Annotated in this window: 1 rRNA gene; it reads left to right on the top strand. The window is 54.7% G+C overall.

Annotated features, from left to right (window positions below):
• Positions 1–296 (top strand): 16S ribosomal RNA (locus J9885_RS14870); the annotation flags it as partial.

Here is a 296-nt window from a genome sequence, read left to right as displayed (position 1 = left end):
GAACTGAGACACGGTCCAGACTCCTACGGGAGGCAGCAGTGGGGAATATTGCACAATGGGGGAAACCCTGATGCAGCCATGCCGCGTGTGTGAAGAAGGCCTTCGGGTTGTAAAGCACTTTCAGCGAGGAGGAAAGGTCAGTAGCTAATATCTGCTGACTGTGACGTTACTCGCAGAAGAAGCACCGGCTAACTCCGTGCCAGCAGCCGCGGTAATACGGAGGGTGCAAGCGTTAATCGGAATTACTGGGCGTAAAGCGCACGCAGGCGGTTGGATAAGTTAGATGTGAAAGCCCC

The organism is Aeromonas sp. SrichE-2G (assembly GCF_017939565.1).
GTDB classification, from domain to species: Bacteria; Pseudomonadota; Gammaproteobacteria; order Enterobacterales; family Aeromonadaceae; genus Aeromonas; species Aeromonas taiwanensis.
Note: the sequence above shows the minus strand (reverse complement) of the source record. Positions and strands in the feature narration are given on the sequence as shown.